A 23,909-nucleotide genomic window follows, 5' to 3' on the forward strand; every position below is an offset into this window, starting at 1 on the left:
CAGCGAAGCTATGAACGCCTGCCCCTCCGGTCAAGGCGCCTGGATCGCAGGGCAGAGGCGAGAGCAACGCGTCACGAACCGCCCGAGACCAGGCTCGCGCCGACATTGATCGCCATCGCCAGGATCGCGGTGTTGAAGACGAAGGTCAGGACCGAATGCAGGAGCACGATGCCGCGCGCCTCGCGCGTCGTGACGCCGACATCGGAGGTCTGCGCGGTGCAGCCGATCGTGTAAGCGAAATACAGGAAATCGACATAGTCCGGGTCGGCCTTGCCGGAGAAGTCGAGGCAGGGTTCGGCCCTGCCGCCGCGATAGTAGATGCCGGCATAATGCAGGGCGAAGAAGGCGTGCAGCAGCGTCCATGAGCACAGGATCGTGACGCCACCCAACGCCAGATGGTTGCCGCGCTCGCCGGCAGACACCGCGCCGAGGCCGCTGAGCTGGACCACGATGGCGACGAGGCTCGTGCTGGCGGCGAGGCAGGCGATGATCAGGATGGCGAAGGCGCCCTCGTCCTGACGCTCGGCCCGGGCCCGTATCTCATCGACCGTCTCGGTGAACATGGTCGAGGCGAGCAGGCCGAGATAGAGGACCGAACCGATGTTCCAGGCGATCAGGAACCGCGTCGCCCAGCGCCAGTCGCCGGGCAGCAGCGCCGCCAGCCCCGCCCCGGCCACCAGCGCCGCCAACAGGCGCGGGCGCAGCAGCAGGGACGGCAGGAGCTTCATGGCAGGGATCCGTCGGGGAGGCCGAGGCTAGCGCCCGGCGTCCCTCCTGCCAAGGCGAGCAGAGCGGCGTCGAGTTGCTCCGCGGCGAGCTCGAAATGAGCGAGATTCGCCGTATAGACCACCAGCGCCCGGATCGCCCGGCCGGGATAGATCTCGCGCATCAGGGCGGCATAGGCGGCAAGCTGCGCCAGCGTCCCGACCGGAATCGCCTCGGCCTCGGCCGGCGGTCGGGCCGTCGTCTTGAAATCGGCGATGACGACGCTGTCGGCCGTGACGGCCAGCCGATCGATCCGTCCCGAGACGGCGCGCCGCGCGCCGTCCGGCAGGCGGATGGCACCGGCGACGGGCACCTCCGCCAGCGCCTCGCCGGTGAAGAGGGCAGCGAGGCCCGGCTCATCCAGCAAGGCCAGGGCCTGGGCGACGATGCGCGCCCGCCGCTCCGCCGGGAGCGCGCCGCCGCGCGCTTGCGCCAAAACGTCCGCGGTGGCGGCACGGCGCTCGGCCGGCAGGTCGGGCAGGAGCTGGAGCAGAAGGTGGGCCAGCCGGCCGGCGGCTGCGGCTTCAGCGAGGAACGGCCCGTCGCCCGGCCGCTCCTCGCCATCGGCGGCCGAAAGCGCGTTCGAGGGCTTGAGCGGCGGGACGGGCTCCGCCTCGCGCTCGACCGGCCTCGCGAGCCACTCGGGAGCGGACGGAGGTCGTTCCGCGGGGCGGGTCTCTCCCGCTTCCGCCGGCGCCGGTGGCGTGACGGAGAAGCGCAGGGTCGCGTCCTCGCCCTCACCGATCGCGTCGAGCCCTGCCGCGGACTGTGCCAGACCTTCCGCGATCATCGCGTACCAGCTCCCATTCGGGGCCTCGCCCTTGGCCTGGGCGCCGCAGACGATCAGCCGGTCCTCGGCGCGGGTCATGGCGACATAGAGCAGGCGGTGATGCTCCTCGACCATCTGGGCGACGACCTTGGCCTTGGCGGCGGCCGTCGCCTGCGTATCCTCGGCGCTCGCGGGCGGCCAGATCGGGACGAGGCCTGCGCGCTGCGCCGGCACGGCGAGGATCTTGGGCAGACGCTTGGCGCCCGGCTCGATGCCGAGATCGGCGAGGATGACGATCTTCGCCTCCAGCCCCTTCGAGCCGTGGACGGTCATGACGCGAACCTCGCCGGCGCTGGCAGAGAGATCGCGCTTCACGTCGGCGGCGCTGCCGGTGACGTGCTGGAGGAAGCCGGCGAGCGAGGGGCCATAACGGCGCTCATGGTCGAGCGCGGCATTGAGGAAGGCGTCGAGTGCATCGCCCGCCTCGGCGCCGAGGCGGGCCAAGGCGAGATTGCGCCCGCCGCCCGGGCCGAGCAGCCCGGCGAAGAAGCGGAAAGGGCCGCAGCGGCCGGCCTCGTGTGCCCAGTCGGCGAGCCTCGCTTCGGCCGCGGCATAGCGCGGTTCGCTCGCGGCTGCCTCCTGCAGGGCGGCACGCAGCGAGCCCTTGCGGCCGGGCGCCAGACGCAGCAGATCGTCGTCGTCCAGGTCGATCAGCGGCGTCTTCAGCGCCGTGGCGAGCGTCAGATCGTCATCCGGCAGCAGCAGCGCGCGGCCGAGCACGACGAGATCCTCCACCGCGGGGTGCTCTGCGAGCGTCAGCCGGTCGCGACCGGTGACGGGCACGCCCGCATCCTTCAGCGCCTTGACGATCGCTTCGAAGAGCGCCCCGCGCTGGCGCAGCAGGATCATGACGTCACCGGCGGCGAAGGGATTGCCCCGGTCGTCGCGGCGGTCGCGGTGCCAGCGCTGCAGGGTGTGCGCGATGCGCTCGGCGAGCTTGACCGTGCCGCTGCGCCGCTCCGGCGCGTCGACCGGCGTGGTCCAGGCGTCCGGCGGTTCGCCGGTATCGTTGGCAGCAAGTGGCCAGATATCGACCGTTCCGGGCGCGCTGCGACGGACGGTGTCGTGCATCTCCGGCCGCGCCGCGCCGTCGAAGACGAGGCCGCGCGCATGCTCCGGCAGGGCGAAGACGGCGTCGACCGCCTGCATGATGTCCGGCGCCGATCGGAAGGAGGTGTTGAGGCTGATCGCCTCGAAGGCGAGTTCCGCCTGCGCGATGCGCCGACCGAGCGCGCGGCGTTCCTCGCCGAAGGCGGCGGGCGCGGCTCCTTGAAAGCCGTAGATCGACTGCTTCTCGTCGCCGACGACGAAGATGGTGCGCGGCTTGGCCCTGAGATCGCCTCCGCCGGTGAATTCCTCGGCGAGCTTGCGCAGGATCGCCCATTGCGCCTCGCCGGTGTCCTGCGCCTCGTCGAGCAGGATATGGTCGATGCCGGCGTCGAGCTTGTAGAGCACCCAGGCCGCCTCGACACGCTCCAGCAGCGAGCGCGTCCGCGCGATCAGGTCGTCATAATCGAGCAGCGAGCGCAGGCTCTTCTGGCGCTGGTAGGAGGCGAGCATCCGCGTCACCAGAAGGGCAAGCGCGGCGCTGCGGTCGCGAATGGCGATCGCATTGATCGCATCGGCGGCCGTCAGCAGGCAGGCGGCGAGCGCCTCAAGCGTCGCCAGCAGCGCGCCTTCGAACTCGGATTTGCCCTTGCCGCGGATATTGGCGTTGATCGTGCCGGCTTCGGTGATGAAGCCGCGTCGGCAGAAGGCGACGGGATCCCCGTCATCCTGCCCGGCGAGCAGCGTGCGCAGATTGGCCGCGAGGTTCTGGCGGGTCGCGCTGCCGGCCTGCAACGCCTCGATCAAGGTGGAAACGCCCGGCAGAGCTGCGAGGCCGGCGCGGAACGCGACCTTCACCGCGTCGGCGTCGAGATCAGCGGCGATGCCGAGGAAGGCGGCGATGCCGGCCAGCATCTCCCGCGGATCGCGGGCGCGGCCGTTCTCGTCGCTGAACAAGGCGCGCTGGCGCAGCGCCTCCTGCACCATGGTCTCGAAGGAATCCTGCGCGGCGAGCTGCGCCAGCAGGTCGAGCGCGCCGGCCTCCGCCCCGTCCGGATTCGCGGCGACGAGCGCGAGCAATTCACGCCGCGCCTCGCGCAGCATCTCGGCCTGGGCGAGATCGTCAGCCACCTCGAAGCGCGGCGGCACGTTCGCCTCGAAGGGCGCGGCCTGCAGCACGCGGGTGCAGAAGGCGTGGATCGTCTCGATGCGCAGGCCGCCCGGCGTCTCCAGCGCTTCGGCGAAGAGGCGGCGCGCCTTGGCTCGCTCGGCGAGGCTCGGCGTACGGCCGGTCAGGCTCGTCAGCTCTTTCGCAAGGACAGCCTCATCCAGCGTCGCCCAGGCACCGAGCGCCTTGAAGATGCGGTTCGCCATATTGGCGGCCGCCGCCTTGGTATAGGTGATGCAGAGCATGCGGCTCGGCTGCACGCCGTCGAGCAGCAGCCTGAGCACGCGGTTGACCAGCACATGGGTCTTGCCCGAGCCGGCATTGGCCGAGACCCAGGCGGAGAGGCCGGGGTCGGCCGCCAGCGCCTGGCGCTGATTGGTCAGCGGCGGGACGATCCAGCCCGGCTTCACGCCTCGCCTCCCTCGTCGCCACCGGGCGCCGCCGACCATTCCTTGACCCGCGCGAGATGGTCATAGGGGCTGGCGTAGCGGATGTAGTCCGGCGCGCGCCGCGAGACGTAAGGCTCGCGCCCGGAGCGCAGCGCGTCGAGATGCTTCAGCAGGTTGTCGAGATGGCGGGCCGCGACATCGGCGAGCGGCTCGCCGTCGAAATCGAGCGGCTTGTCCTTGGCCCAGCCCTTCGGGTCGTGATGCAGCTTCATGTAGATGACAGCCTCGACCGGTGTCGGACCGCTCAGCCCCTTGAAGCCCGCGCGCGCCGCGAGCTCCGCCTCCAGCGTCAGCTGCGGCGCGAAGCCCTTCTCCACCTGCGCCTTGCTCGGTGGCGCACCGGTCTTGAAGTCAACGATCCGCAATGCCGGCTCGCGCGTCAGTTCGATCCGGTCGGCCCGCCCGCTCAGGCGGAACTCGCTGCCATCGGCGAGCGTGAAGCTCGCTCCGGTGAAGAGCTCGACGCCGATGCGGCCGATGCCGGGGCGTCTGCGCTCCTCCCAGCGGATGAAATGCCCGGCCGTGAGCAGGAAGCGCGGCCACCAGAAGGCACGCACCTCGGGCACGTCGTCATAGTCGCGGAACAGCCGGTCGCCGATGTGGATCAGTTGCCCGAGCGCATCGGCGGGCAATTGCTCCGGATAGGTCGTGGTGAAGCTCTCGACGATGTTGTGCAGCAGCCGGCCGCGGTCCTGGGCGGTGGGATCCTCGATCAACGCGTCGAGCGCATCGAGCCTCAGGATCTTGCGGGCGTGGATCTGATAGGGGTCGCGATAGAGCGTCTCGACCTCGGTCACGCTGAGCGAGAGGGGTTGCAGCGCGCGCGGCGGCCGCGGCGCCGGACGCGCCACCGGCCGGGCATCGGCCGGAGCGCTGAGCAGGGCAGCGAGCCCGCGCAGGCGGTCGCCGTCCCGGCGCGCCCTGTCCCACGCCTCCTTCGGCGCCACTGCCTGGAGGCGCTGCCAGAAGCGCGAGGCGATGGTTTCGGCCTCGCCGACCTTGCGCGGCCGCGTCAGCGTGACCTCGCGCGCCATCAGCGCCTGGACGAAATCATGCGCCGTCTGGCCGATGCGGCGCTCCGGAGGCGAGAGGCCGAGCTCGGCGCGCATCGGCCGGTTGATGAAGGAATCGGTGGTGGTCTGCGGCGGCCAGACGGTCTCGTTGAGGCCGCCGAGCACGACATGGTCGGCTTCCAGCAGGCGCGCTTCGAGCAGGCCCCAGATCGCGACGCGGGGGTGGCCGGGCACCGCCCGCTTGACCGCCCGCTCGGCCAGGAGCCCGTCGAGGATCGCGACGAAATCCTGCGGCCACCCGCCGGCAGGGATCACCTCCTTCGCCGCGGCGAAGTCGTCGAACAGACCGGAAAGCGCCTCGCCGTCGGGGCCGACGAAGGCGAGCGGCGTGCCGGCTTCTGTTGCGCTGACGGCGGTGACGGCCGCCTGTGCCGCCGCAGCGACGGCGGCGAACGACGGTTCGTCGAGAAAGAGCGCCTCGAGCAGCGGCGCGCAGGCGGCTTCGAGCGCGTGAAGCACGACAGCGGCGGCGGCGGCATCCTCCGCCGCCAATCGTTTGCGCGGGCCGGGAACATGCCCACCATCACGCAATTCGTTCCATTGGCCGAGCGCGACATGCAGGCCGGCCAGCCCCCTGCCCACGGCATTGCCGCGCCAGCAGCCGATCTCCAGCGCCGCCGCGCCGCGCGTCAGAGCCTCCCGGCCGAGGCCCAGCCGGCAGAGCGGATGGGCGAAGAGCGGCACGAGCGTGGCCGGCGTCATCTGCGCCAGCGCCGCCTCCAGGATCAACCGCAACAGCGAGCCCGCCGGCCAGCGCCCCAGTGGCTGGCCCGCGGAATCGTCGACCTCGACGCCCCAACGCGCGAGCTCGACGGCGACGCGCTCGGCTAGGCCGCGATCGGGCGTGACCAGCGCGGCCCGCGCCTGCGGCCGCTCCAGCGTCTCGCGCAGGGCGATGGCGACGGCGAGCGCCTCCTCGCGCTCGTCGCCCGCCTCGACGATGCGCAGCCCGGCGAAACCTGCTTCCGCCTCGCCAGCCGCCACCCGCTGGCCGAGGCTGGCCCAGAGCTCCGTTACCGAGGCGGGCAGCATGGCCTCGCGCAGCAGGTCTCCCCGTGCATGGCGCGCGGCATCGGGAGTGGCGAGCGCCCGCACATCGGCACGCTCCGCGCCGAGCGTCTCCAACAGGTGGTGCAGCGCGGCCTGCGGATGCGACGGCGCAGGCTCCCGGCCAATGGCGTTCCAGGCCCGCTCGTCCAGCCCGAGATCGATACCGGGCAGGACGACCGCCCCGTTGGGAAGCCGCGCGATGGCCGAGAGCAGCCGGGCCGTGGCAGGGACCGTGCCTGTCGAGCCGGCGGCGATGATCGGGCCCCTCGCCCCGCCGGCGAGCAATCGCTCACGCTCGGCCGCCAGCATGCGGTTGCGGAATTCGGCCGGGTCGACCGCGCCCTGATCGGCCAGGATCTGCGGCCAGGCCTCGCCGAGGATGGCGAGGAAGCTGGCATTGAGCTGCCAGACCCGGTCGAAGCGGGCGGCATCGAGACTGGCGAGCTTCTCGACCAGCACGCCTTCCGTCTGCATCTGATCGAGCAGGGCGGCGAGGTCGCCGGCGAGCCCATAGGCCTCAGCCAGCGTCGCCGGCACCAGCGACGGCTCCGACGGGTCGAGCCTGAGATGGCTGCGATTGGCGCTGCGCCCCCAGGCGTCGACGAGCCGGGTGAGCAGCATGCGGCGCTGCAGCGGCTCGATCGGAACGAGGCGATCGCCCGCCCAGGCGCCGGAGCCGATCAGCGCCGTCTCGGCCTCGTCGACATCGCCGAGCGGCACGATGCGCGGCAGGAGCAGCGGCCTGCCACCGAGCTTCTCGGCCAGGATCGCGGTGAAGGCACGGGCGGCACGGCGCGTCGGCAGGTAGAGCGTCGCGCGTGCCATCGCCGCCGGATCGGCCGGGTCGTGGATCGCCCCCAGCCGCCCGTCCAGCATCGCTTCGGCCAGCACCTCGAGAAAGGAGGTTCCGGCCGGAATGCTGAACAGGTTGAGCTCAGGCATCGACCGGCTGCGCGGCGGCGAAGGCGGCCTCGGCCGGAGCGATCGCCTCCGGCCGATCGACATGCAGCCAGCGCCCTTCGAGAACATGGCCTGAGAGACGCCCGCGCGCGATGGCGCGGTCGAAAAGCAGGTTGAACGAGAACGAGGCCGGCGTATCCACGAAGAAGTCCGGCGTCACGATCGCGACGCCGGCATAAACGTAAGGCGCGCTCGCGGCCGCGCCGCGCCGCGTCAGGCGCCCTGCCTCGTCGCGGAAGAAGTCGCCCGGGCCGTTGAAGCCGACGCTGCTCTCGCGCTCCGCCAGCAGCAGCAGCATGTCCATCGTCTCGCCGTCCCAGGCGGCGGCCATCGCCCCGAAATTGGAGATGCCCCGCTCGCTCCAGAGCGAATCCGAGTTCACGCTGAAGAACGGCCCGTCGCCGAGCAGCGGCAAGGCCTTCTTGGCGCCGCCGCCGGTTTCGAGCAACTCGCCGCGTTCGTCCGAGATCACAATGCGGGGGCGCGTCCGGCCTGCCAGATGCGCCTCGACCTGCCCGGCGAGGTGATGGACGTTGACGACCGCCTCCTCGATGCCGGCGTCGGCCAGCCTGTCCAGCGCATGGTCGAGCATCGCCTTGCCGCCGATCCTGACCAGCGGCTTCGGCAGCGTGTCGGTGATCGGGCGCATGCGCTGCCCAAGCCCGGCGGCAAGCACCATCGCCCGGCGGATCGGCGGCGAAGCGGTTGATGTCACGCGAATCTCCCGGAACGGACGGTTGGCCATGCATAGCGCGTCATGGCCGGGCTTGTCCCGGCCATCCACGGCCTTGCCGATCGGAGGTTGTTTCAAGACGTGGATTGCTCGCCACAAGGGCGAGCATGACGCGGAGGCTTCACTTCGCCTCGAACAGCGTCGGCATATGCGCCTGGTACCAGGCCTTCAGCTCCTCGAGCGCCGGATGTTCGAGATTGCGGCGCAGATAGCCCTCGATCCGCGGCAGGTGCTTGAGATAGCCGGGCTTGCCGTCGCGCTTGTCGAGGCGGGCGAAGATGCCCGCGATCTTGGTGCTGCGCTGGGCCCCGAGGATCGCATAGGCGCGGGCGAAATCGGCGAGGTCGAAATCGGGCGCGTCGGAGCGCCGCGCCGCGCCATAGGCGGCGAGCAGCCTGAGCTCCAGCGAGGCCGGCACGTCGATGCGCGCATCCTGGCCGAGCGAGGCGAGGTCATAGGCGGGGTGACCGAGCACCGCGTCCTGGAAGTCAATCAAGCCGAGCCGGGCATGGCCTTCCCGTTTCTCCAGCCAGATCAGGTTCGGCGAGTGGAAATCACGCAGCGTCCAGGTCGCGGGCTGGGCCAGGATCTCCTCGAAAAGTTTGCCCCAGATCCGCGCGAACTCGGCCTGCGTCACCGCCGGCAGCGTCACCCCGGCGATATGCGGCGCATACCATTCGAGGATCAGCTCGGTCTCGATCGCGAGCGCCTGCCGGTCGTATTCCGGGATCACATGGTCGCGCCCCTCCGCCACCGGCAGGATCGCCGGCAGGGTGTGGCGGTGGAGATCGGCAAGCAGCCGCGCGCCCGCCTCGTAGCGCTCCGCGATCGGCTGACGCTCGGCGTCGATCACGCCTTCGTCGCCAAGGTCCTCGATAACGAGCAGGCCGGTCGTCAGGTCCTCGGCGTGGATCTCGGGCGCCGAAAAGCCGAGCGAGCGCAGGCCGCGGTCCATGCCGACGAAGGCCTCGACGTTCTCGGCGAGGTGCGCGAGCGCGCTGTAGGGCTTGCCGAGGCGGATCGGCGGGCCGTCCGGCCGCGGCGGCGAGATCATCAGCACGGCCGTCTCGCCGCTCGGCCGCGTCAGGCGCTCATAGGCCCGCGTCGAGGCGTCGCCGAGCATGAAGTCGCGGCGCGCATCGCCCCAGCCGGCGGCATCGAGCAGGCGCCGCGAGGCGACGGCGATGGCGAGTCGCTGCTTCCAGAGCACGCCGCCCGAGAGGTCGGCGATCCGGCCGGTCTCCGGGCTGTCGGGATCGATGTCGAGCACGATGTCGAGCCTGCGGCCGGCGGGCAAGCGCGTCCCGGCGCGGTCCGGCCACTCGACCAGCGTGATCAGGCGCTCGATATCCTCGACCAGGCCGATATCGTCCAACTCGTCAGGCGTGCGCACCCGGTAGAGATCGGCGTGCAGCACGAGGCCGCGCGGCGTGTCGTAGCTCTGGACCAGGGTGAAAGTCGGGCTCGGCGCCTCGAGCGCCGGATCGCCGGCGAGCTCGCGCAGGATGGCCCGCGCCAGCAGCGACTTGCCGGAGCCGAGATGGCCGGAGAGCGCGACGACGTCGCCCGGCTTCAGAATGGCGGCGATGTCGGCGGCGAGACGTAGCGTCGCCGCCTCGTCCGCCAGCAGGAGCCGGTGCAAACCGGCCTTGCGGGCTTCTTCGATCATTCAGCGGCGTCCGAAAGCGGCAACCCCTGGGCGGGAAAGATCGCCGTGACCCGCGTGCCGCGGCCCGGCACGGAATCGAGCTCCACATGGCCACCATGCAGCTCGACGATGGAGCGGACGATCGAGAGCCCGAGGCCGACGCCGCGATGGCTAGAGCCGAGGGAATGGCTCTCGAAGCGCTCGAAGACCTTCTCCTTGACCTCGGCAGGGATGCCGCGGCCCTGATCGGCCACGCCGATGCGGATGTCGCTGCCCTGCCGGGTGGCGCTGACGGAGACCGTCTGCCCGGGGGAGGAGAAGCCGATCGCATTGGAGAGCAGGTTGAACAGCACCTGCCGCAGGCGCTTGCCGTCGGCGCGCAGCGGGCCGGTGCGCGGGTCGATCTCGACCTTGAGCTCGAGCCGGCTGTCGATCAGCCGGTCGTGCAGCCCGGCCGCGGCCTGGGCGATGGTGTCGGCAACGTCGACATCCTGGATCTCCAGCGTCAGCGCGCCATTGTCGATGGTGGCGAGGTCGAGAATGTCGTTGATGATCGCAAGCAGCGCGCCCGAGGAGCGCACGATATGCGAGGTGTAGTCGCGCTGCTTGTCGTTGAGCGCGCCGACGGTCTCGGTGCCGAGCAGCTGAGCAAAACCGATGATGTTGGTGAGCGGCGAGCGCAGCTCGTAGGAAACGTGATGGACGAAGTCCTCGCGCAGCCGCGAGACGCGCTCCAGCGCCTCGTTCTTGTCGGTCAGCGCCCGCTCGACATTCACGCTGGCGGTGACGTCGGCGAAGGAGATCAGCGTCGCTCCGTCCGGCAGCGGCGCGGCCGCCATGTCGAGCACGGTGCCGTCCCGCCGTTCCATCCGGCAGCGGTAATCCTCGCGCGCGTCGCGCACGCCGGTGACGACGCTGTGCAGCTCGGTCCAGACCTCATCCTGCGGGAAGAGCGGCCGGCAGAGGCGAATGACCTCGTCGATATGCGGGGCGCTGGCGGCAAGGTCCCCGCCCGGGATACGCCAGGACTGGGAGAAGGCCGGGTTCGAGAGCTTGAGCCGCCCGTCCGAGCCGAACACTGCGACGCCCTCGCGCAGCGAATCCAGCGTCTCGCGCTGAGTGCGGGAGAGCGCGTTGAAGCGGGATTCGAGCGTGAAGCGCTCGGTGACGTCGTCATAGAGATAGGTGACACCGCCCTGGGGATTGGGGCTCGCGACGACATGGATGGTGCGCCCGTCCGGCAGGTACCACCAGTCCTCGCTGGCGCGGGTCGCCGTATAGGCGGCCTGGGCCGCCGCCTTCCAGCTGCGATAGTCGCCGAGCTCGGGCAGGCGCCGCTCGGCGCGCAGGCGGTCGAGGATCTCGCCATCGGTGGGCTGGCCATCGAGGAAGCCGGCCTCCAGCGACCAGAGCGCGTCGAACCCGGAGTTGCGATAGAGCAGGCGCTGGGCACCGTCGAAGACGGCGACCGCCGTCTTGAGTCGGTCGAGCGTGCGGACATGGGCGTCCATCTGGCGCTGGAGATCGGCCCTGACCGCCTCCAGCTCGCTCATATCGGTGGCGAAGCCGGCAAAACCGGTCACGGCCGGCAGTTCGACGATGTCGAGCGTGCGGCGCTGGCCGGCGACGACCGCCGGAGCACGCACCGCGAAGGGCCCGCCCTCGCGCCGCGCCCGCGCCGCAGCCTCGCGCTCGGCCCGATCGAGAAGCTCGAGCCCGGCCTTCACCGCCGTCGCCGCATCGGCCGCCTCGACGGCCCGGGCATAGGCCGCGTTGACCCAGGTCAGACGGCCATCGGCATCGCGCGTCCAGGCCGGGTGCGCCAGGCCTGCCAGCAGATTGGAAAGAGCCGCATGATCGGCAGTGACGCGCTCCAGCTCGCCGCGCAGCGTCATGACCTGCGCGCGCTCGCCGGTGACCTCGCGGAAACGGATCACCGCCCGCCCGGCGACGGGCCGGCCTTCGACATCGATGAAGGGCCCGGCCTTGCTGCGCAAGGTGAAGCCGAAGGCCTCGCCACGGTCCTTCAGCGCGTCCGTGGCCAGTTCCAGCCGCTTGGCGTCCGCCGGTGCCGCCCAGCTGCCATAGGCCAGGGCAAGGGCGGCGCCGGGCGCGCCCAGGAAACCGCTATCGCCCTCGAAGACGGGCTGCGCATCACGGCCGTTCCAGCTCACCACCACCTGCGGATCGGCGCCGAGCAGGATGGAGAGGCGCTCCTGATGGCTGCGCGCGGCCTCGAGCTCGGCCGCCAGCCGCGCCTCGCGCTTCTGCCAGCGCGTCCGCTCGCGCACATAGACCAGCGATGTCGTGGTGGCGAAGACGGTCAGGCCTGCCAGAACCAGAGAGAGTGCGCCGGTGTTCATCAGGTCGATCCGCACCGGCGCGAGCCACTCGCTCTGCGCCATGGCCGTGCCGGGAGCGGAAGCGACAGCAAGGACGGGAAGCCATGCGCGCGGATACCAGCCGCCGCCACCCTGCCCCTGTCGCTTAACCCGTCTCATCCTGCGTCCGTCATCTCTCCGGCGGCACGGAGCCGCCAAGTCCATCGGGCTCGTCGGAATCGGCTTCGAGGAGCCGGCTGGTCGCCGCCCCTGGGGGCCGATACATGCTCGCCACCACGCCAATCACATCAGAGCTTCGGTCGGGCCCGCAGCATGGCGGCAGCCCGAATCAGTCCCACTGTAATCACCGCTGGAGTCCGTCAGGAAGTGCTTAATCGCGGGTAAATGGCGAGAATTGCGAAGCGAGTCCCGCCCGCACCGGCGAAAAACAAGAAGTAGACCACCACGTCACTCCAACCACTATTAGTGGTATCGACCTGACGACTCATGCGACGATGCCGGCATGAAAAAAGGCCCGGCTTGCGCCGGGCCTCGGGTTTCTCGCCGCTATGCGGATGTCAGTAGCGGTAGTGCTCGGGCTTGAACGGGCCGGCCTGCGGCACGCCGATGTACTTCGCCTGGGCGTCGTTGAGCTTGGTGAGCTTGGCGCCGACCTTGGCAAGGTGGAGCGCCGCGACCTTCTCGTCGAGATGCTTCGGCAGGGTGTAGACGTTGTTCTCGTAATTGGCGTGGTGGTTCCAGAGCTCGATCTGGGCGAGCGTCTGGTTCGAGAACGAGCAGGACATCACGAAGGACGGGTGGCCCGTGGCGTTGCCGAGGTTCACGAGGCGACCTTCCGAGAGCAGGATGATGCGCTTGCCGTCGGGGAACTCGATCTCGTCGACCTGCGGCTTGACGTTGTCCCACTTGAAGTTCTTCAGGCCGGCGACCTGGATCTCCGAGTCGAAGTGGCCGATGTTGCAGACGATGGCGCGGTGCTTCATCGCGCGCATGTGGTCGACGGTGATGACGTCGAGATTGCCGGTAGCGGTGCAGAAGATGTCGCCGCGCGGCGCGGCGTCTTCCATGGTCACGACCTCGTAGCCTTCCATCGCCGCCTGCAGGGCGCAGATCGGGTCGATCTCGGTGACGAGCACGCGGCAGCCGGCCTGGCGCAGCGAGGCGGCCGAACCCTTGCCGACGTCGCCATAGCCGGCGACGACCGCGACCTTGCCCGACATCATGACGTCGGTGCCGCGGCGGATGGCGTCGACGAGCGACTCGCGGCAGCCATAGAGGTTGTCGAACTTCGACTTGGTGACGCTGTCATTGACGTTGATCGCCGGGAACGGCAGGCGGTTGGCCTTGGCCAGCTCGTAGAGGCGGTGCACGCCGGTGGTGGTCTCCTCGGAGACGCCCTTGATCGCTGCGCGGGTCTTGGTGAACCAGCCCGGATTGGCCTTGAGCTGGCGCTTGATCAGCGCGAAGAAGATCGTCTCTTCCTCATTGCCCGGCTTGTCGAGGAAGGCGGCGTTGCCGGCCTCGGCCTCGGCGCCGAGGATGATCAGCATGGTCAGGTCGCCGCCGTCGTCCAGGATCATGTTCGGCGTGCCGCCGTCGCCCCAGGTGGCAGTCTTCAGAACGTACTCCCAGTACTCCTCCAGCGTCTCGCCCTTGATGGCGAAGACCGGGGTGCCGGTCGCGGCGATCGCAGCGGCGGCATGGTCCTGGGTCGAGAAGATGTTGCAGGAGGACCAGCGCACATCGGCGCCGAGATCCTTCAGCGTCTCGATCAGCACGGCGGTCTGGATGGTCATGTGCAGGCAGCCGGCGATGCGGGCGCCCTTGAGCGGGGCCTTGCCCTTGTTCTCGGCGCGCACCGCCATCAGGCCCGGCATCTCGTCCTGGGCCATGTTGATTTCCTTGCGGCCGTAATCCGCAAGCGCGATGTCCTTGACGATGTAATCCGACACGGGTGGGCTCCAATCGCTGACGCCTGAATGTGGCAGGCTCTCTAGCAGCGCGGGGCGCGGAGCGCAATCAAAGATATAAAGATGTCTTTATGTGTCAGAGCGGGATGACTGGCGCCGCCGTCATGCTCGCCCTTGTGGCGAGCATCCACGCCTTGAACATCGCGCTTCACGAAGGAAGACGTCATGGTCGGGACAAGTCCCACCATGACGTCGAGAGGCCAGGGGCTACCAGCGCCATGGTTCGCGAAGGATGCGCAACGAAATTCGCCCCCCTGAAGAGCTGAACAAATAACCAGCCAAGAGCGAGGGCGACGCCGGCAGCCTGAGCGAACGCCAGCAGTGCCAGCGCGTCGCGCCAGATGCGACAGCCCTATTCCCCCTCGCCGAACCGGTCGGCGATCAGGGCCGCGAGCGCATCGAGCGCCGGCTTCGCCTCGCTTCCCTTCGCGACGATGGTGATGGTCGAGCCGATGCCGGCGCCGAGCGTCAGGACGCCCATGATCGAGGTGGCGCCGACCGTCTCGCCGCAGCGGCTCACCGTGATGTCGGCGTCATAGCGGGCGGCGCATTGCACGAATTTCGCCGTGGCGCGGGCGTGCAGCCCCTTCTTGTTGACGATCTCGAACTCGCCGTAGAGGGCGCCGGCGGGAATCTCGACTTCGGGGCAGTCGCAGTCTTCTTCCATCCCGCCCTCTCCGCGCGGCTACTTTCCAGCCAGCACGCGGCTGGCGACCGTGATGTATTTTCGCCCCGCATCCTGCGCGCTGGTCACGGCATCGTCGAGGGTCTTTTCCTCGCGGACGCTGGCGAGCTTGATCAGCATCGGCAGGTTGACACCGGCGACCACATCGACCCGGCCGGGCTCCATCACCGAAATCGCGAGGTTGGACGGCGTGCCGCCGAACATGTCGGTCAGGATAATGACGCCGTCGCCGTTCTCGACCTGCTCGACGGCAGCGATGATGTCGCGGCGGCGGCTCTCCATGTCGTCATCGGGAGCGATGGCGATCGTCGCCAGATGCGACTGGGGGCCGACGACATGTTCCAGGGCGGCGCGGAACTCCGTCGCCAGATGCCCATGAGTCACGAGGACCAGTCCGATCATTCAATCCAGCACCGGAGAGCGCCCATCGGCGCCCGGACAAGGTCGCGGTTTATGCGGCAGGTGCGAGACAATCGCAAGATGCCAGCCGTCAAACTTGTCGAAATCGTGGTTACGAGCCCGGCTCTGTGAATAAGTCGAGGGCCGCCAGCACGAGGCGCTCGTCGCCGGGGCGACCGGCGACCCGCAGGCGCGGCAGGTCGACGCCGGCGAGGCTGTCGACGAGATCCTCGGGCTCCGGCATCCGCACCGGCTCCTCGCCGATCAGGTCGACCGCGAGCCTGACCACCGCCGCGCCGGTGAAGGGCTCCGGCGTCAGCCCCAGGCCACGCCGCTCGACGATGCCCTCCAGCGGCGCGACCGGCCGGGCGAGCAACCGCTCGCCGGCGGCGCTCACGGCTACCCGATCGTCGGCCACCAGCCGGGCAAAGCGGCCGGACTGGCGCGCCAGGCCGATCAGCGCCAGCGCCAGGGACGACTTGCCGCTGCCGGACGCGCCGCGGATCAGGATGCCGGCCTCGCCGACCGTGATCGCGGTGGCGTGGATGCGCTCGGCGGCAGCCGTCGCGCGGGCCGGCCTGCGCACGTCAGGAGACATGCGGATAGGCCGACGGCAGGCAGACGATGAAGCGGGCGCCGATCCGTGGCGCCTCGCCGTCGGGCCCGACCGGCCCCAGCCGGTTCTCCGCCCGGATCGAGCCGCGATGGGCCTCGACGATCTGGCGCGAGATCGACAGGCCGAGGCCGGAATTCTGGCCGAAGCCCTCATTGGGGCGGTCGGTATAGAAGCGCTCGAAGATGCGCTCCAGCGCATGCGGCTCGATGCCCGGCCCCTCATCCTCGACCGTGACGAGCACGTCGTTGGCAACGCGCGAGATCCCGACCCTGACCGGCTTGTCGGGCGGCGAGAAGGAGCGGGCGTTGTCGATCAGATTGACCAGCACCTGGCCGATCCGGGAATCATGGCCCATCACCAGGAAGGAATCGGCGCCCGGCCTCAGGCTGCGCCGGTCGCTGGTCAGCTCGATCTTCGCCTGGCCCGGGCGCGTCTCGTTCTGGATCGTCACCACCGCCTCGAGCACCTGGGCGACGTCGACGGGCGCGGAATCGTTGCGGGCGAGCTCGGCGTCGAGGCGCGAGGCGTCGGAGATGTCGGAAATCAGCCGGTCGAGCCGGCGCACATCGTGCTGGATCACCGAGAGCAGGCGCCCGCGCGACTCGTCGCTCTTGGCGCGAGGCAGGGTCTCGACGGCGCTGCGCAGCGAGGTCAGCGGGTTCTTCAGCTCATGCGCGACGTCGGCCGCGAAGCTCTCGATCGCCTCGATGCGGCTGTAGAGCGCCTTGGTCATGTCGCGCAGCGTGCCCGAAAGATGGCCGATCTCGTCGTGACGACTGCTGAAATCCGGGATCTGCTCGCGCGACTTGACGCCGCGGCGCACGCGCTGGGCAGCGTCGGCGAGCTTGCGGATCGGTTCGGCGATGGTGCCGGCGAGCAGCACCGAGAGCACGATCATCACGCCCGCCGCCACGGCGAAGACCTGAAAGATCGCGAAGCGCTCGGCGGCGATGACCGCGTCGATGTCGCCGCCCTGCGTCGAGAGCAGCAGTGCCCCCTTCACCGTGCGGAAGCGCTGCACCGGCACGGCCACCGAAACGATGGTCTGGCCGCGGGTGTTGACGCGCACGACGCTCGCCGGCGAGCCGTTCAGCGCCCTGGCGACCTCGGGATAGGACTTGCCGTTGGCGTTCTCGAAATCGTCATAGGTCGGCACGTCGGCCTTGCCGAGACGGTTGCGAAGCATGTTCCAGGTGCGCTCGAGCAAGGGCGGCTCATCCGGCTCGCCGACGCGCGGCAGGTCCAGCCGCAGCACGTCGCCGCGCGAATAGAGGCTGCGCGAGTCGAGGGTGAGCATGCCGTCCTTGTCGTAGACCCGCGCCCGGGTCTTGGTCGGCGTCACCAGCCGGCGCAGCAGGGGCGCGACCTTCTCGGGGTTGATCGAGAAGTCCAGCGGATCCTCGGCGATGCCGGCGCTCTCGCCGGCCTGGAGCTGCAGCAGCTTGTCCGGATCGATGGTGATCGTGTCGATCTCGACCGTGGCCGAGGAGGCGATGGCGCCGGCGATGATCTCGCCCTGGGTGAGCAGGCTCTGGACGCGCGCTTCGATCAGCCCCTCGCGGAACTGGTTGAGATAGAGGAAGCCGAGCAGCAGCGCGACAAGGCCGCCGAGATTGAGGACGAGGATACGCCGCGTCAGGCTCGACGCCGCGCGCAGCGAGACCGCCCGCGCCGCGCGGCGCCAGGCCAGCCCGACGCGCCGACGCAGCACCCCCCGCCAGCCGGCTGGCGATGACATGCGGGCCTCGTTGTCGACGGTTGCCATGGCTGCGGCTTGCTTCCCGCTCGAGAGCCTGTGCCCGCGCGGCGAATCCGGCGCGGCTCCGGCCTTCCTTGCCTCAGACTTCCTTGAAACGATAGCCCACGCCGTAGAGCGTCTCGATCATGTCGAAATCGGCATCGACCTGATTGAACTTCTTGCGCAGGCGCTTGATGTGGCTGTCGATGGTGCGGTCGTCGACATAGACCTCGTCATCATAGGCCGCATCCATCAGCGCATTGCGGCTCTTCACCACGCCCGGGCGCTGCGCCAGCGACTGCAGGATCAGGAACTCGGTGACGGTTAGCGTCACCGGCTCGCCCTTCCAGGTGCAGGTATGGCGCTCGGGGTCCATGCGCAGCAGGCCGCGCTCGAGGGCCTTGGCATCCTCCGCGCGGGCCGTGACGGTCGCGTCCCGCGCGCCGGCCCGGCGCAGGATGGCCTTGACGCGCTCGACCAGCAGACGCTGGGAGAACGGCTTCCGGATGAAATCGTCGGCGCCCATCTTCAGGCCGAAAAGTTCGTCGATCTCCTCGTCCTTCGAGGTCAGGAAGATGACCGGCAGGTCGGATTTCTGGCGCAGACGACGCAGCAGCTCCATGCCGTCCATGCGCGGCATCTTGATGTCGAAGATCGCCAGATCCGGCGGATTCTGCTTGAGGCCGTCGAGGGCGGAAGCACCGTCCGTATAGGTCATGATGCGATAGCCCTCAGCTTCGAGGGCGATGGAAACCGACGTCAGGATGTTGCGGTCGTCATCGACCAGCGCAATCGTTGGCATAAGTCACAGGCCTCTTCGGCTCGTTACAATAAGGCTGCTCACTCTCCTGCGAGAGCGGCCAAAGCATGGCTGCAATCTAGCGAGGTCGCGGCGAATTCGCTATGGCTCAACGCATCGGTGCGGCGATGGTTCGCCGCCGAGGCGACGCGCCGCACGCTCCCGAAACGGAAAACGACGATGACCACGCCCTCCGTCCGACCCGCCATCACGCCGCGCGGCCTCGAGCTCGGCGGCAATGCCCCGGCCGATTTCGAGCCGGTCGCGATGGCGCGGACTGTGCTGCGCACGGCCCGCATCGCCGCGCTCGCCACGCTCGATCCCGCGAGCGGCTTCCCGCTCGCGACGCTGACCAACGTCGCCACCGATGTCGACGGCAGCCCACTGTTCCTGGCCTCCAAACTGTCGCTGCACACCCGCAACATCGAGGCCGACCCGCGGATCTCGCTGCTGGTGTCATCGCTCGGCAAGGGTGACCCGCTCGCCAATTCCGCCCGGCTCAGCGTCGTCGGGCGAGCAGAGCACTGCACGGACCCGAACGCCAAGCGGCGTTTCCTCGCGCGCCATCCCAAGGCGAAGCTCTATGCCGACTTTCCCGACTTCTCGCTGTTCCGCCTCGCCGTGCTGGGCTTCCACCCCAATGGCGGCTTCGCCCGGGCCGGCGAGATCGCCGTCGGCGAGGTGCTGCTCGACCTCGAAGGCTGCGAGGCGCTGATCGCGGCCGAGGACGGCGCGGTCAGCCATATGAACGAGGACCATGCCGAGGCGCTGGGTCTCTACGCCACCAGGCTCATGGGCTTGCCCGAAGGGCGCTGGAAGGCGACCGGCCTCGATCCGGAAGGGCTCGACCTGGTCTGCGGCGACGACGCCGCCCGGCTCGTCTTCCCCGAGCGCGTCAGCGACCCGGCCGCGCTGCGGCGGGTGCTGGTCGCGCTTGCGGAGAAGGCGCGCGCGACAGGCTGACGCCGCGCCGGCCGGCGCGCTTTCGCCGCGCTGGAGCGCCCCGATCTTTCAATCGATTTAGGCTCAGAACCGCCGTTTTTCGCGGGTTGGATGACTTGAGCCCGCGCCGGCATCGCCCTAAAGACCGGGCAAGGCCTCGCGGCCTCGCTCCTCGACGTTCGGGCGCTCCCGCGTCCGCGCGCATTCGCCAAGACAACCGGCCCAGACGGTGACGGCCGGCCCGGAGGAATTCAGTGAACAATATCGGTCAGTTCAACGCCGCCCATGGTGCCGAGGGCTTCGGCTTTCGCAAGCTCGAGGCCGTGCACTGGAACCTGGAAGCGCCGCATATCTACGAGGCGTCGCTACGCCGGAATGAATCCCAGCTCGCGCGCGGCGGCGCGCTCTGCGCCGACACCGGCAGCCACACCGGCCGTTCGCCCAAGGACAAGTTCACGGTGCGCGATGCGCTGACCGAGAACACCGTCTGGTGGGACAACAACCAGGCGATGACGCCGGAGCATTTCGAGACCCTGCTCGGCGACTTCCTGGCCCATGCCGAGGGCAAGGAACTGTTCGCCCAGGACCTCTATGGCGGCGCCGACCCGGCCCACCGCGTCAAGGCTCGGGTCTACACGGAGATGGCCTGGCACTCGCTGTTCATCCGCAACCTGCTCATCCGCCCGACCCGCGACGAGATCGCCGCCTATGTGCCGGAGCTGACGATCGTCGACCTGCCGAGCTTCAAGGCCGATCCGAAGCGCCATGGCTGCCGCAGCGAGACCGTCGTCGCCATCGATTTCACCCGCAAGATCGTGCTGATCGGCGGCTCGGCCTATGCCGGCGAGATGAAGAAATCGGTCTTCACCTATCTGAACTTCGTGCTGCCGACCAAGGGCGTGGTGCCGATGCACTGCTCGGCCAATGTCGGCTCCAAGGACGATTCCGCCATCTTCTTCGGCCTCTCCGGCACCGGCAAGACGACGCTCTCGGCCGATCCCGAGCGCACGCTGATCGGCGATGACGAGCATGGCTGGTCGAAGGAGGGCATCTTCAACTTCGAGGGCGGCTGCTACGCCAAGACGATCCGCCTCTCGGCCGAGGCCGAGCCGATGATCCATGCCGCCTCGCTGCGCTTCGGCACGGTGCTCGAGAACATCGTCATGGACCCGATCACCCGCGAGGTCGACTTCGACGACCAGAGCAAGACCGAGAACACCCGCTCGGCCTATCCGCTCGACTTCATCCCGAACGCCTCGCGCACGGGCCGCGCCGGCATCCCGAAGAACATCGTGATGCTGACCGCCGACGCCTTCGGCGTGATGCCGCCGATCGCCAAGCTGACCCCGGCCGAGGCGATGTACCACTTCCTCTCCGGCTACACCGCCAAGGTCGCCGGCACGGAGCGCGGCCTGACCGGTGTCGAGCCCGAGTTCTCGACCTGCTTCGGCTCGCCCTTCCTGCCGCGGCATCCGTCGGAATACGCCAACCTGCTGCGTGACTTCATCGCCAAGCACCATGTCGATTGCTGGCTGGTGAACACCGGCTGGACCGGCGGCCAGTACGGCACCGGCCGGCGCATGCCGATCCGCGTCACCCGCCGCCTGCTCTCGGCCGCGCTCGACGGCTCGCTGAACCGCGCCGATTTCCGCCGCGACCCCTATTTCGGCTTCGCGGTGCCGAGCTCGGTCCCCGGCGTCGAGCCGCACATCCTCTATCCGGTGAAGACCTGGGCCGACAAAGCCGCCTTCGCCGAGACGGCGAAGAACCTCGTCGGCATGTTCGCCAAGAACTTCGCGAAGTTCGAGGCCCATGTCGACGACGCGGTGAAGGCAGCGGCGCCGACGAATTACCTCGCGGCCTGAGGCTTCCTCCCTGCGCCATCCCGGACAAGCCGCATGAGCGGCGCCGATCCGGGATGACCGCGTTTGGGATGCCACGATAAATCGGTTACGAGAGGCGGCCATGGGCCGCCTCTTTTTCGTCGTGCTGAAGCTTCTCCTCACCCTCGTCATTCTCGGCGCCGCAACCTGGGGCACGGGCTTCCTGCTGTTCCGCCTCGCGGGCGCGACTGCGATCGTGGCGGCGATCGGCTTCGGCATCGCGGCGCTTGCGGGCCTGGTCGGCATCTGGACCAGCGATGCCCGCCTGCCGCTCGGCTTCGCCATGGTCTTCGTCGGGCTTCTCTCCTGGTGGAGCAGCTTCCAGCCCTCGCATGACCGGAACTGGATCCCGGAACTGGCGCGGCTGCCGACGATCACGCAGGAAGGCGAGGTGCTCACCGTCAACAACCTGCGCCATTTCCGCTGGCGCACGGAAGAGGATTACGACCAGCGCTGGGAGACGCGCCGCTACAACCTCGCCGCCGTCACCGGCGCCGACGTCTTCCTGACCTATTGGTCGGGCGAAGCGATCGCGCATCTGCTGGTGAGCTTCACCTTCTCGGATTCGGTGCCGCTGACCTTCTCGATCGAGGTCCGGCGCGAGCAGGGTGAGGAATGGTCGGCGCTGGCCGGCTTCTTCCGCAGCTACGAGATGGCCTATGTCGCGGCCGACGAGCGCGATATCGTCGGCCTGCGCACCCATGCGCGGCGGGAAGATGCGCGCCTCTTCCGCCTCAGCGCCTCGGCCGGGCAGGCGCGCGACCTGCTCCTCGCCTATGTCGCGGATATCAACGATCTCGCGGCCAGGCCGCGCTGGTACAACACGTTGATGACCAACTGCACGACGGTGGTCTATCACCTCGTCGGCAGCGTCGCGCCGGGCTGGAAGTTCTCGCTGCCGCTCGACCCGCGGGTGCTGCTCTCCGGCTATCTGCCGAGCTATCTCCAGCAGATCGGCGCGATCCGGCAGGACATCCCGCTGGAGGAGCTGGTCCGGCTCGCCCGCATCGGCGACCACGCCCGCACGCTCTCGCTCGACGACCCGGACTTCTCGGCGAAGATCCGGGAAGGCGTGCCGACCGGGCGGCCTTGAGAGCGTCGTGAAAGGCGTCATCCCGCACGCGCTGCAGCATGTGAATGCTGCTGCGCAGATGCGGGACCGCTTTCAAGAATGGGCGCCTCTTCCGTGAGACGACTCCGTGTCTGCGCAGCGGCACTGCGCGCCGCAACGCGCAGGGGACGACAGCTACCGGAAGAACAGGAAGGTCTGCACCACGAAGAGCGGGATCAGGATCGCGCCGGACCAGAGCATGTAGCCGAAGAAGGAGGGCATCGCGACCTTCCGGTCCTTGGCGATGGCGTAGACCATGAAGTTCGGCGCGTTGCCGATATAGCTGTTGGCCCCCATGAAGACCGCGCCGGCCGAGATCGCTGCGAGCGTCAGCGCCCCCTGCGTCATCAGCGCCTTGGGGTCGCCGCCGGCGAGCTCGAAGAAGACGAGATAGGTCGGGGCATTGTCCAGGAAGGAGGAGAGCAGGCCCGTCAGCCAGAAATAGGCGGCGACGTTCGCGCTGCCATCGGCGTTGCTGACCAGCCCGACCAGCGGCGCGAAGGCGCCGTCCCGCCCGGCCTGGAGCATCGCCAGAACCGGGATGATGCAGATGAAGATGCCGGCGAAGAGCTTGGCGACCTCCTTGATCGGCCCCCAGCTGAATTCGTTGCCGGCGCGGACCGGGCGCGGCGTCAGCTTGAGCGACAGGCCCGCGAGAACGAGCAGGATCACGTCCCGGGCGAGGTCCTGCAGCTCGAGATGGACGCCGTGCAGATCGAAGACGATGCCCGGCTTCCAGTTGGCCGACATCAGGATCGCGGCGATGACGCCGGCCAGCAGCAGGATGTTGACCTTGCCCCAGAGCTTGATGGCGCGATCGGGCGTCGGGTCCTTGAGCTTCGGATAGCCCTCCTCCTTGCGGAAGAGCCAGCTGTCGAGCGCGTAGAACAGCGCCAGCAGCACCACCACGGCAAAGCCGGTCTCGGGCAGCAGATGCGTCGTCGTCCAGAAGAAGTCGACGCCGCGCAGGAAGCCGAGGAAGAGCGGCGGGTCGCCGAGCGGCGTCAGCGAGCCGCCGATATTCGAGACCAGGAAGATGAAGAAGATCACGACATGGACGTTGTGGCGGCGGTCGTCATTGGCCCGCAGCAGCGGCCGGATCATGATCATCGAGGCGCCGGTCGTGCCGACGACGCTCGCCATCGCCGTGCCGAGCGCGAGCAGGACGGTGTTGGTCGCGGGCGAGCCGTGCAGATTGCCCGAGACGAGGATGCCGCCCGCGATGGTGAAGAGCGCGAAGAGCAGGATGATGAAGGGCAGGTATTCGAGCAGCGCGGTGTGCAGCAGCGCGCCCAGCGCCGCGTCGAAGCCGCGGCTGAGGACGAGCGGGATCAGCAGCAACGCGGCCCAGAAGGCGGCGAACTTGCCGTAGTGATGTTCCCACAGATGCGGGAACAGGATCGGGCCGAGCGCGATCGAAAGCAGCATGCCGGCGAAGGGCAGCGCCCAGGCGACGCCCATCGAGGCGCCGCCGATGTTCCCCGCCGCCAGCGCCGGCACCGGTGCGAGGAACGCCCCTGCCGCGACGCCGAGCGCGCCCAACCCGTTCCGCATCGCGATGTCCTTAAGGCTTCGGCGGTGCGCCGATCGTGGGCGGCGCGTTGAGATCGAACCCGCCTGGGAGCCCCGGTCCGCCGAGGCCTGGGATCTGGATGGACTCGAACTGCTTGTCGATGGCCTTCTGGTCGAGCTGCACGGCGGA

At 69.2% G+C, this 23,909-nt stretch carries 16 protein-coding genes; 3 read left to right on the plus strand and 13 right to left on the minus strand.

Going from position 1 to position 23,909, the window contains the following annotated elements; genetic code table 11:
* Positions 1-71 precede the first annotated feature (71 nt).
* The 12 genes from B5Y19_RS23125 to B5Y19_RS23185 form a co-directional block, all read right to left on the minus strand.
* Complete coding sequence (locus B5Y19_RS23125) at positions 72-728, minus strand: DUF1345 domain-containing protein (protein WP_055730123.1); 657 nt, start codon at positions 726-728, stop codon at positions 72-74.
* Positions 725-4,219 (minus strand): double-strand break repair helicase AddA, encoded by a 3,495-nt coding sequence (addA, locus tag B5Y19_RS23130; protein ID WP_055730124.1) that lies wholly within the window; start codon positions 4,217-4,219, stop codon positions 725-727. The genes B5Y19_RS23125 and addA overlap by 4 nt, the downstream gene beginning before the upstream one ends.
* Positions 4,216-7,323: a double-strand break repair protein AddB gene (gene addB / locus B5Y19_RS23135; RefSeq protein ID WP_176168704.1), complete on the minus strand. Its 3,108-nt coding sequence runs from the start codon at positions 7,321-7,323 to the stop codon at positions 4,216-4,218. Before addB ends, addA begins: the two co-directional genes overlap by 4 nt.
* Positions 7,316-8,086: a nucleotidyltransferase family protein gene (locus B5Y19_RS23140; RefSeq protein ID WP_055730126.1), complete on the minus strand. Its 771-nt coding sequence runs from the start codon at positions 8,084-8,086 to the stop codon at positions 7,316-7,318. Before B5Y19_RS23140 ends, addB begins: the two co-directional genes overlap by 8 nt.
* Positions 8,087-8,195: 109 nt before the next feature.
* A complete protein-coding gene (gene tsaE / locus B5Y19_RS23145; protein WP_055730127.1) occupies positions 8,196-9,743 on the minus strand; it encodes a tRNA (adenosine(37)-N6)-threonylcarbamoyltransferase complex ATPase subunit type 1 TsaE in 1,548 nt (515 codons plus the stop codon).
* Entirely contained in the window at positions 9,740-12,223 is a 2,484-nt protein-coding gene (locus B5Y19_RS23150; protein WP_055730128.1) for a sensor histidine kinase, read from the minus strand. Before B5Y19_RS23150 ends, tsaE begins: the two co-directional genes overlap by 4 nt.
* A 398-nt stretch (positions 12,224-12,621) precedes the next feature.
* Entirely contained in the window at positions 12,622-14,052 is a 1,431-nt protein-coding gene (ahcY, locus tag B5Y19_RS23155) for an adenosylhomocysteinase (RefSeq protein ID WP_411914169.1), read from the minus strand.
* A 334-nt stretch (positions 14,053-14,386) separates the two neighbouring features.
* Positions 14,387-14,701, minus strand: coding sequence for an HPr family phosphocarrier protein (locus tag B5Y19_RS23165; protein WP_055730130.1), 315 nt, complete (start codon positions 14,699-14,701; stop codon positions 14,387-14,389).
* A gap of 18 nt (positions 14,702-14,719) precedes the next feature.
* Positions 14,720-15,121 carry a PTS sugar transporter subunit IIA gene (locus B5Y19_RS23170; RefSeq protein WP_055730131.1) on the minus strand — a complete coding sequence of 134 codons (402 nt, stop codon included), beginning with the start codon at positions 15,119-15,121 and terminating at the stop codon, positions 14,720-14,722.
* Positions 15,122-15,230: 109 nt separating this feature from the next.
* Positions 15,231-15,716 carry an HPr kinase/phosphorylase gene (locus tag B5Y19_RS23175; RefSeq protein ID WP_055730132.1) on the minus strand — a complete coding sequence of 162 codons (486 nt, stop codon included), beginning with the start codon at positions 15,714-15,716 and terminating at the stop codon, positions 15,231-15,233.
* Positions 15,706-17,472, minus strand: coding sequence for a sensor histidine kinase (locus B5Y19_RS23180; protein WP_244555703.1), 1,767 nt, complete (start codon positions 17,470-17,472; stop codon positions 15,706-15,708). Before B5Y19_RS23180 ends, B5Y19_RS23175 begins: the two co-directional genes overlap by 11 nt.
* A gap of 100 nt (positions 17,473-17,572) precedes the next feature.
* Positions 17,573-18,274, minus strand: a complete 702-nt coding sequence (locus B5Y19_RS23185; RefSeq protein ID WP_055730134.1) for a response regulator transcription factor — start codon at positions 18,272-18,274, stop codon at positions 17,573-17,575.
* A 177-nt stretch (positions 18,275-18,451) separates the two neighbouring features.
* Between B5Y19_RS23185 and B5Y19_RS23190 the strand changes: the two genes are divergently transcribed.
* The 3 genes from B5Y19_RS23190 to B5Y19_RS23200 all read left to right on the plus strand — a co-directional run bounded on the left by B5Y19_RS23190 (position 18,452) and on the right by B5Y19_RS23200 (position 22,189).
* A complete protein-coding gene (locus B5Y19_RS23190) occupies positions 18,452-19,234 on the plus strand; it encodes a HugZ family pyridoxamine 5'-phosphate oxidase (protein ID WP_055730135.1) in 783 nt (260 codons plus the stop codon).
* Between the two features lie 233 nt (positions 19,235-19,467).
* Positions 19,468-21,078: a phosphoenolpyruvate carboxykinase gene (locus B5Y19_RS23195; protein WP_055730136.1), complete on the plus strand. Its 1,611-nt coding sequence runs from the start codon at positions 19,468-19,470 to the stop codon at positions 21,076-21,078.
* A 100-nt stretch (positions 21,079-21,178) separates the two neighbouring features.
* Positions 21,179-22,189: an Lnb N-terminal periplasmic domain-containing protein gene (locus B5Y19_RS23200; protein ID WP_055730137.1), complete on the plus strand. Its 1,011-nt coding sequence runs from the start codon at positions 21,179-21,181 to the stop codon at positions 22,187-22,189.
* Between the two features lie 153 nt (positions 22,190-22,342).
* On the opposite strand, the gene B5Y19_RS23205 is transcribed toward B5Y19_RS23200, so the two are convergent.
* Positions 22,343-23,761: a sodium:proton antiporter gene (locus B5Y19_RS23205; protein ID WP_055730138.1), complete on the minus strand. Its 1,419-nt coding sequence runs from the start codon at positions 23,759-23,761 to the stop codon at positions 22,343-22,345.
* Between the last annotated feature and the right edge of the window lie 148 nt (positions 23,762-23,909).

This window comes from Allobosea thiooxidans, assembly GCF_900168195.1.
Classification (GTDB): Bacteria; Pseudomonadota; Alphaproteobacteria; order Rhizobiales; family Beijerinckiaceae; genus Allobosea; species Allobosea thiooxidans.

Coding starts and splice junctions, on each gene's coding strand:
- addB (WP_176168704.1), bottom strand. CDS start 7,323: ATGCCTGAGCTCAACCTGTTCAGCATTCCGGCCGGAACCTCCTTTCTC.
- B5Y19_RS23165 (WP_055730130.1), bottom strand. CDS start 14,701: ATGGAAGAAGACTGCGACTGCCCCGAAGTCGAGATTCCCGCCGGCGCC.
- B5Y19_RS23200 (WP_055730137.1), top strand. CDS start 21,179: ATGGGCCGCCTCTTTTTCGTCGTGCTGAAGCTTCTCCTCACCCTCGTC.
- B5Y19_RS23175 (WP_055730132.1), bottom strand. CDS start 15,716: ATGTCTCCTGACGTGCGCAGGCCGGCCCGCGCGACGGCTGCCGCCGAG.
- B5Y19_RS23150 (WP_055730128.1), bottom strand. CDS start 12,223: ATGAGACGGGTTAAGCGACAGGGGCAGGGTGGCGGCGGCTGGTATCCG.
- B5Y19_RS23190 (WP_055730135.1), top strand. CDS start 18,452: ATGACCACGCCCTCCGTCCGACCCGCCATCACGCCGCGCGGCCTCGAG.
- B5Y19_RS23170 (WP_055730131.1), bottom strand. CDS start 15,121: ATGATCGGACTGGTCCTCGTGACTCATGGGCATCTGGCGACGGAGTTC.
- tsaE (WP_055730127.1), bottom strand. CDS start 9,743: ATGATCGAAGAAGCCCGCAAGGCCGGTTTGCACCGGCTCCTGCTGGCG.
- B5Y19_RS23125 (WP_055730123.1), bottom strand. CDS start 728: ATGAAGCTCCTGCCGTCCCTGCTGCTGCGCCCGCGCCTGTTGGCGGCG.
- B5Y19_RS23185 (WP_055730134.1), bottom strand. CDS start 18,274: ATGCCAACGATTGCGCTGGTCGATGACGACCGCAACATCCTGACGTCG.
- B5Y19_RS23180 (WP_244555703.1), bottom strand. CDS start 17,472: ATGTCATCGCCAGCCGGCTGGCGGGGGGTGCTGCGTCGGCGCGTCGGG.
- B5Y19_RS23205 (WP_055730138.1), bottom strand. CDS start 23,761: ATGCGGAACGGGTTGGGCGCGCTCGGCGTCGCGGCAGGGGCGTTCCTC.
- B5Y19_RS23140 (WP_055730126.1), bottom strand. CDS start 8,086: ATGGCCAACCGTCCGTTCCGGGAGATTCGCGTGACATCAACCGCTTCG.